Here is an 8,590-nt window from a genome sequence, read left to right on the forward strand (position 1 = left end):
CTCCCCTACTCCCCTACTCCCCTACGAGTAATTTCAGGAATCAAACCAGATTGCTATAGATAATTTAGATAATGATAAGTTTGTTACCGAAATTAGCGGTAAATTATGCTTATACTAGAAGGACATATCAACAAATTATACGGCATAAATACTGAAAATTTTTTTCTCCACTGTCCTGCTGTTAATTCTCATAAACTTTGCGAAAACAGTCATTATGCGGTTGAATTATAAACAGTATGGATGTCAGTTTGCCCTTTCTTTTGTGTTTTAAATACTCAGTTAAATTTATGACTCTTACACAAGAACGCCAAGTGATTTTGTTCAAACCCCAAGGTAGTATAGACCTGGATAGTGGTACAGTCTTGAGCGAACAGATGGCTGCTATTAAACCTCAGCATCACCAACTCTGGGTTATAGATTTAGCAAATGTAGATTTCATGGATAGTTCTGGATTAGTCCCCCTCGTTAAGGGACTTACATCAGCGCGTCAAACTGGTTGCAAGTTAGTTCTCTGCAATGTCAAAGCTCCAGTTAAGTTGATTTTGGAACTTACCCAGCTTGATTCAGTATTTGAAATTTTCCCAAGTTACGAAGATATTTTTGCTCCTGTTACCAATCAACAGCCAGTAGTAACTGGAGTTTAGACTAAATTAGTATTTTTATATCTTTTAATATCCCCGACTTCTCTAAGAAGTTGGGGATATTAAGCTAGAGTAATGATAACTGTTCATTAGGGGGTTTAAAACCCATGTGTTGATAGGCTGCTTTAGTCGCTATTCTCCCCCTGGGTGTCCGACTTAAATAACCTATTTGCATTAAATATGGTTCATAAACTTCTTCAATGGTTTGGGTGTCTTCCCCCGTGGTAGCAGCGATAGTTTCTAAACCGACTGGACCACCATTAAAGTTTTCAATAATCACACTGAGCATTTTTCTATCTGTCCAATCTAAACCGCAAGGATCAACTTGGAATAGCTGCAATGCTTCCGCTGCAACAGTTTCATTTATTTCTATAAAAGATTTTACTTCTGCATAATCACGGACTCTTTTTAGTAGTCTATTAGCTATTCTTGGTGTTCCTCGTGAACGTTTGGCTATTTCTGTAGCCCCGTCTAAATTAACCGAAGTTTGTAATAATTCGGCAGTGCGAACCACAATTTGAGTAAGTTCGGCGACTTCATAAAAACGCAACTTTTGAATTAAGCCAAAGCGATCGCGCAATGGGGAAGTTAAAGCTCCGACGCGGGTTGTTGCCCCGACTAGGGTAAATTTAGACAAAGGTATACTTCTGATTCTGGCGCTAGAACCCTTACCTACTGTAATATCTAGGCGACAATCTTCCATTGCTGGATAGAGAATTTCCTCTGTCATCCGTGATAACCGATGAATTTCATCTATAAATAACACATCTCCTGGTTTCAGGTTCACCAATAACCCCACGATATCTCGTGGTCGTTCTAAAGCTGGGGCGCTGGTAATTTTGCAACTTACCCCCATTTCTGAGGCTAAAATCATCGCCATTGTGGTTTTACCTAAACCTGGTGGTCCATACAACAGCAAATGATCCATGACCTCATTCCTAGATTTAGCGGCTTTAATGGCTATATCTAAGACATCCTTTAAATCCTTTTGTCCAATGTAGTCAGCAAAGCGCTGGGGACGAATATTTTCTTCTGGTTTCCCTTGTTCATTAATGGCAGCTTCTGATTGCAAGAGATTTTCTGCGGGGGGTACTTTGGCTGATTCCCGTTGCTTTTTGGGTTCTCCGTTGGGTTCTGGAGGCTGTTTTTTGGAGGAGATAATCGCCATAATTTTCAGGGATTTCAGAAGTACAGAAATGGGGGTTTAGTTATTCATAGGTAAGATTCAGTATAGGATATTTGGGGTTCATTGAGAATATAGATATTTATTGAATTTTGTAAATTTACTATTAATGTAAGTTGGTAGTTAGGTAAATTGTCAGAAATGGCTAACGCCACGCTGCGCTATCAGGATGTCCAGGATTAAAGGATGAACAGGATGAAACCAGAGCTTTTATTACCATCATGGTAGCCGTTATTTGAGTGAGGACGGGAAAACCCCGCCCATACAGCACTTACCGATGTTATGAAGTCCAATGACCCCAACCCCCTCCCCGCAAGCGAGGAGGAGGCTAAGATGTAACTCATATAACTGAAAACCGCTGTATCTTTAGAAATCAACTCCGCGCTTCAATTCTACGCCTTGATTTGCATAGTGTTTATGACAGTAAACCTCAGAGTGAATACTAGCTAAATCAAAATAAGCGGGTTGGTTTTGACAGCGACCTGTGATGATCACTTCTGTATCACGAGGTTTGCGTAGCAGGGCTTGAACAATGGGATCAACAGGTAACAATTCTAAATCAACGGTGGGATTGAGTTCATCGAGAATAATCGTTTTATAGACACCAGAGGCGATCGCAATTTTGGCAATTTCCCAACCTCTTTCTGCTTCTATATAGTCTAAATCTTGACGAGAATTCCGCCAAACAATGGCATCCCGTCCACAGCGTTGATGATCTACAATTTCTGGATAGGATTGTTGTAAGGCGGCGATCGCTGCGTCTTCAGTATAACCACTACCGCCTTTGAGCCACTGCATAATTAATACACGAGTAGAACCAGGATGATTGATGCCTCTACCAATTGCTTGCAAAGCTTTACCCAAAGCGCTGGTAGATTTACCCTTACCTGCACCTGTATAAATTTCAATGCCTTCAATGAAAAGTTCTGCGGCTGTGGGGTGGTGATGGGGTTTCATTTCCGAATGCAAATCCGCAATATCCAATAATTGTGGCGGTGCTGCGCGTCCAGTGGTGATGATTTCCAGTTCTTGGGGTTTAGATTTTAAAGTATTGACTACCTCATCCACTGACAGCAAACCCAAATCTAAAACCGGGTTAATTTCATCTAGGACAACTACTGAATACAACCCCGAAGCGATCGCCCCTTTGGCTACATCCCAACCCCGCGCAGCTTCTGTTCGATCAAAAGCTGTAATTTGATCATGACCAAAAAATTCGGCTCTCCCCGTGCGAACCTGATCAATTAAATGGGGAAAACCGCGCTGTAATGCAGCGATCGCTCCGTCTTCATCATAATCCCGTTCTGGCCCTTTCAGAAACCGCAACAATAAAACCCGGCTAGAATCACTAGGTGTATTGATTCCCAACCCAATAGAGCGCAAAACCACCCCTAAAGCCGCTTGGGACTTACCTTTCCCAATACCATCATAGACGTGAATTTGACCCGTAAGCCGCTCAGAACGGACTTGCGCTGTGCGAATACCGATACCGTTCCTTGTCATCTTTTGAAAAGCTATAAAGTAGCAATTCTCTATCTTAACGAAACTAGAATCTAGTGCGGCAGGGCATAAATAAATCAACTATCCCAAATCATTAAAAAGCCTATCCTGTCTTGGTTTTGACTTTTGACTTCCGCCCTGCGGTGGGCGGTTTGTATATTTGCGTATTCAAGTTTGATAGATGTATTAATAAAATTAATCTAAATATCCTGTCACACTCAGATCATAAATGTCAGAACAATGAGATAATTGCCGATTATCCGTATTCTTTCAGTTATACTCTGTACAACTAAGTCAAAAAAACGTAATCTCCAGATCCCCGACTTCTTGAAGAAGTCGGGGATATAACTAACTCCTAAAATTTTCTTGTTGTTACCATTATGTCTGATGAATTATCACTACCCATAATCTTGCCTATTGGGGCGATATTTTTTGAAATATTATTCTTACTAACTGCCATTCCCATAGAAGCCTATGTTCTTCATAAATGGTTAAAGTTTGATAAAAGAACCAGCATTTTTTATGCCATTGCCTTAAATGTTTTTTCGAGTGTCATTGGCTGGATTGTGTTTTTCACAGTCGAACCAATGTTACCTATCCCGATCAAAGCCGAATTGATTAATTATGTATTTTTCAATAAGATTAAAGCTTCTAGCATTAGTACAATGATAATTGTATTATCATTTACTATTTTCATAGCGACTTTCTTAGTTAAATTTTTATTGATGAAGATCCTCATCATTTTTATGGGTGAAGGCGGAAAAAACACCCAGCCAGAAACCATTTCTTCACAGCAAAGAGCTAGTTATATCAATATAGCTAAGTTGCAGAATACTAATTTAATCACGGCAACATTAATAGCAAATTCACTCAGTTACAGTGCCATAACCTTTATCATATTAATTCGCTCTCGGTAAAATGATCAATATTCATCATTGCATTAATTAGAGGTAATCTCATGAACTTTTTATTGAAGGAAATAGGTGGCATATTTAAATATATTCAGGATTTATTTGCAGGAGTGCAAAAATTTCTGACACCAGCCAAAGCATACTCATGGCAAACATTTATCTATTTGAGTGTTTTTTCTTGGGGAATATCATATTTTGCCGTAGGGTATATTAGGGATATTATTGCCTTTTGTGGTTGGTTATTTTTATTAGCAGGAACAACTTGGTATACCACAGACGATCCTTTAAGAATTCCCGGAACTTTTATGCCAGTTGGGGCAGTAATCACAGGCTTTTTAGTGAGCGTCTTTGCCTTTGGACACAAAGAAGGTGTATTAACATCGAATACGATAGTTATTTGTCCAACCATAGCTGCCATAGTTACAGCCATACCTAATTTCTTTGAAGGCACAGGTGGAAAATCAGCAAAAGCCAAACTTCCTAAATTGCAAGATCGTCAAAAAGTTGTAGTTTTATTAGCTTGGTGTATGCTAATTAGTTGTTGGCTTCAGTTTTACTTTGTGATAGATAAATGGTTAAAAGAATATCCCAGTTTACGAGCAGATAATTTCCAGAAAAGTGCTTTTGTGATTAGATTAGAACCACCAGCACGAAAGCCAAAAACTGGTGATTTGATTTTAAATAAATTACAACCTTTAGTTAATCAACAACTTGCCAATAAACCTTGGGGTGAAGTAGAAAAATGGTTACTAGAAGCTAATCAGCAACTAGGCAACTTGGGAAGAAGAACGATTAATAGTAATTTAGGTAAATCTCAAGAAAGACTACTATGGCGAGTTGAACCCCGTGTAGTCAATATCAAGCCTGGATATGGATATAGGCTAGATATTTTGACAATTTGGGGTGGTCCAAGTGCCAACTCTCAAGGATATTACTGGAAAAAATCTTGTTTGATAGAACCATCTAACTCTGGTAAACAAACAGATAATAAAGATACCGTTGCCCGTGTGACTTGCGATCGCACAAGTAAATTTATCATGGGTTCTCCACCAGCACAACAATAAGGAAGAAGTAATTACTATGAATGTAATTAGAACTGTCGTCATGGCTAAGAATGTATTTCAGGAAGTGATCCGCGATCGCATTCTGTACATCATCGGTTTTTATGCTATCATCCTGGCTATTGCCTTCCGTGCCATTCCCGAATTTGCCGGCACCACCAGTAATAAAATATTTTTGGACTTTGGTTTGGCAACAATGAACGTCATTGGTTTAATTGTCGCTATATTTATCGGCACAGGATTAGTTAACAAAGAAATTGAAAAACGCACCATTTTAGTATTAATTGCCAAACCCATCAGCCGCAGTGAATTTATTGCTAGTAAATATTTAGGGTTATCAGCAGTTATCGGTGTCCTCATTACTGCAATGACAATAATTTATTTAGGATTCTTACAAGTTGGTCAAGTATCCTATCCAATTATTAGCATTTTTTTGGCTACGCTATTCTTATTTTTGCAATTATGTTTAATTACTGCCGTAGCCATTACTTTGGGCGTTTTTACCAGTTCACTAATAGCTACATCCCTAACATTTGCAGTGTATTTAATGGGGAATGTTACTCAAGATTTAGTGGCATTAGGTAAATTAAGTCAGAATCCTGGGATGGAACGCATTACCCAAAGTTTATATCTAATCTTGCCAGATTTATCTAGACTAGATTTAAAGAATGATGCTGTTTACGGTTTACAAGCACTACCTGATCCAATCACATTAGTCGCCAATGCAGGTTATAGTTTACTTTACAGTTTTATGTTGTTAGCGATCGCCATTATTATTTTCTTAAGACGAGAATTTTAAATAACGTCTGAACTATGATTTGTTTGATTAATTTGATTTAGATGATTATTAACAAGATCCCCGACTTCTTAGAGAAGTCGGGGATCTGAAACTCTCGACTTTAAAAAATTTTGTGAAAATAATTATTGTCTATGATTTACGATTCCCCAATAAATACTACTGACAGTCTCATTTATCCTGATATTTATCATCACCAAATTTCCTCGAATCAGCCTTTGAAACTAGGAATTATGGCTTCTGGCAATGGTAGTAACTTTGAAGTAATTGCCCAAGCCATTGCCGATGGTAAAATTAACGCCCAAATTCAAGTTTTAATTTACAATAATCCCGATGCGAAAGCAGCAGTCAGGGCTAAAAATTGGGGTGTAGAATCTGTATTGTTAAATCATCGGGACTACAAAAATCGAGAAAAGTTTGATCATAAAGTTGCCCAAACACTACAGCAGTATGATGTAGAATTTGTGATTATGGCGGGATGGATGCGATTAGTCACACAAGTTTTAATTGACGCTTTTCCTAATCGGATGATTAATATTCATCCCAGTTTATTACCGAGTTTTAAGGGTGTGCAAGCTGTAGAACAGGCTTTAGTCGCTAAAGTCAAAATTACGGGCTGTACTGTACATCTTGTTTCTTTAGAAGTTGATAGTGGCGAAATTTTAATTCAAGCGGCTGTTCCCGTTTTACCAGATGATACATCAGAAACACTACACGCGAGAATTCAAATCCAAGAACATCGGATTTTACCAATAGCAATTTCTTTGTTAAGTTAAAGGGAATAGGGAATAGGGAATAGGGAATTGGTAATTGGTAATTGGTAATTGGTAATAGAGGAAGAGTTTTATTACAACTGACAACTGACAACTGACTAATGTTAAAATTCTCAGTGAGAAATTTAGGATATTTTTATGTCAGTTGTAACTAACCCAATCAAATTCGGTACAGATGGTTGGAGGGGTGTGATAGGTGAGGAGTTTACCTTTGAACGTCTGGCATTAGTCGCAACCGTAGCAGCCAAAGTTTTACATAATACTTACTTTTCCCAAGTGGGTAGCCGAACGATTATTATCGGTTATGACCGCCGATTTATGGCGGAAGAGTTTGCCCGTGTGGTTGCCAATGCTGTCACCGCAGTGGGTTTTGATGTCCTGTTTAGCGAAACCTTTGCCCCCACTCCGGCTTACAGTTGGGCGGCTAAAGAACTCAAGGCTTTAGGGGCATTAGTTGTCACAGCTAGTCATAATCCTGGCGCATATTTAGGATTAAAAGTTAAAAGTGCTTTTGGTGGTTCAGTACCACCGGAAGTTACTCAAGAGATAGAGGCTTTATTATCAGAAAAAGTTGCCCCAGCAGTGATTCCAGGTAAGGAAAAAACCTTTGATCCTTGGCCGAGTTATTGTCAAGCATTAGCCGCTAAAGTTGATATCGACAAAATCAAAGAAGCGATCGCAACTGGCAAGTTAACAATATTTGTGGATGTCATGCACGGGGCAGCGGCTGGAGGATTAGCCCGATTATTAGGGGAACAAGTTAAGGAAATTAATAGCGACCGTGATCCTCTATTTGAAGGTGGTGCGCCTGAACCTTTACCAAAGTATCTTTCCCGACTATTTACAGTTATGAAAACCCATCGGCAAACCCATAAAACCGGGTTAACTGTGGGTTTGGTATTTGATGGAGATTGCGATCGCATTGCCGCCGTAGATCAAGATGCTAATTTCCTCAGTTCCCAAATCCTAATTCCCATCTTAATTGACCATTTAACCCTGCGCCGCAACTTTCAGGGCGAAATCGTCAAAACTGTCAGCGGTTCGGACTTAATGCCCCGTGTAGCCGCATTACATAACCTTTCTATCCATGAAACAGCAGTAGGTTATAAATACATTGCTGACCGAATGTTAGCCACCCAGGTATTGCTAGGTGGTGAGGAATCCGGTGGGATTGGTTATGGTAGCCATATTCCCGAACGCGATGCTTTATTATCGGCACTTTATGTATTAGAAGCAGTGGTAGAATCAGGGTTGGATTTAGGTGAATATTATCGCTATTTACAACAACAAACTGGTTTTTCATCCAGCTATGATCGGATTGATTTACCTTTAGCAAATATGGAAGTCAGAGGGCGACTATTAAAACAGTTGCAATCCCAACCTTTAACAGAAATTGCGGGTAAAGAAGTCATCGGTTGTCAAACAATTGATGGTTATAAATTCCGACTAGCTGATCAAAGTTGGTTAATGATTAGATTTAGCGGCACTGAACCAGTTTTACGCCTTTATTGTGAAGCTGCAACCCTGGAAGAAGTTCATCAAACTCTCAATTGGGCAAAAAATTGGGCAGAATCAAATTAATTGATAAGAGACTTCCAAATAAAAAAATGTCCCAAAACTGATGCAGAAATTCTCTCTCTGTGTACTCTGTGCCTCTGTGGTTCGTTTCTTAGGATAATTTATTTCTTGGAAGTCTCTAACTTTAATTCCTAGTCGGTTTTAACC

General features: G+C 39.1%; 8 protein-coding genes. 6 read left to right on the forward strand and 2 right to left on the reverse strand.

Annotated elements, in window-relative coordinates; translation table 11 throughout:
• Nucleotides 1–287 precede the first annotated feature (287 nt).
• Nucleotides 288–644: an STAS domain-containing protein gene (locus IQ228_RS15340; protein WP_027402851.1), complete on the forward strand. Its 357-nt coding sequence runs from the start codon at nucleotides 288–290 to the stop codon at nucleotides 642–644.
• A gap of 64 nt (nucleotides 645–708) precedes the next feature.
• Here IQ228_RS15340 and ruvB read toward each other — a convergent pair whose 3' ends face one another.
• Together ruvB and IQ228_RS15350 are read right to left on the reverse strand one after the other, a co-directional pair.
• Nucleotides 709–1,809 (reverse strand): Holliday junction branch migration DNA helicase RuvB, encoded by a 1,101-nt coding sequence (ruvB, locus tag IQ228_RS15345; protein WP_027402850.1) that lies wholly within the window; start codon nucleotides 1,807–1,809, stop codon nucleotides 709–711.
• A gap of 381 nt (nucleotides 1,810–2,190) precedes the next feature.
• A complete protein-coding gene (locus IQ228_RS15350) occupies nucleotides 2,191–3,327 on the reverse strand; it encodes a cob(I)yrinic acid a,c-diamide adenosyltransferase (protein WP_027402849.1) in 1,137 nt (378 codons plus the stop codon).
• A 377-nt stretch (nucleotides 3,328–3,704) separates the two neighbouring features.
• On the opposite strand from IQ228_RS15350, the gene fraC reads away from it, so the two are divergent.
• The 5 genes from fraC (at nucleotide 3,705) to IQ228_RS15375 (ending at nucleotide 8,446) form a co-directional block, all read left to right on the forward strand.
• Entirely contained in the window at nucleotides 3,705–4,241 is a 537-nt protein-coding gene (gene fraC / locus IQ228_RS15355; protein ID WP_193963405.1) for a filament integrity protein FraC, read from the forward strand.
• 41 nt (nucleotides 4,242–4,282) lie between these two features.
• Complete coding sequence (gene fraD, locus IQ228_RS15360; protein WP_027402847.1) at nucleotides 4,283–5,299, forward strand: septal junction protein FraD; 1,017 nt, start codon at nucleotides 4,283–4,285, stop codon at nucleotides 5,297–5,299.
• A gap of 16 nt (nucleotides 5,300–5,315) precedes the next feature.
• A complete protein-coding gene (locus tag IQ228_RS15365; protein ID WP_027402846.1) occupies nucleotides 5,316–6,095 on the forward strand; it encodes an ABC transporter permease in 780 nt (259 codons plus the stop codon).
• Nucleotides 6,096–6,226: 131 nt separating this feature from the next.
• Nucleotides 6,227–6,868 (forward strand): phosphoribosylglycinamide formyltransferase, encoded by a 642-nt coding sequence (gene purN, locus IQ228_RS15370; protein ID WP_193963407.1) that lies wholly within the window; start codon nucleotides 6,227–6,229, stop codon nucleotides 6,866–6,868.
• Between the two features lie 135 nt (nucleotides 6,869–7,003).
• Nucleotides 7,004–8,446, forward strand: a complete 1,443-nt coding sequence (locus IQ228_RS15375; protein ID WP_193963409.1) for a phosphoglucomutase/phosphomannomutase family protein — start codon at nucleotides 7,004–7,006, stop codon at nucleotides 8,444–8,446.
• Nucleotides 8,447–8,590 lie beyond the last annotated feature (144 nt).

This window comes from Dolichospermum sp. LEGE 00246 (genome assembly GCF_015207865.1).
GTDB lineage: Bacteria > Cyanobacteriota > Cyanobacteriia > Cyanobacteriales > Nostocaceae > Dolichospermum > Dolichospermum heterosporum.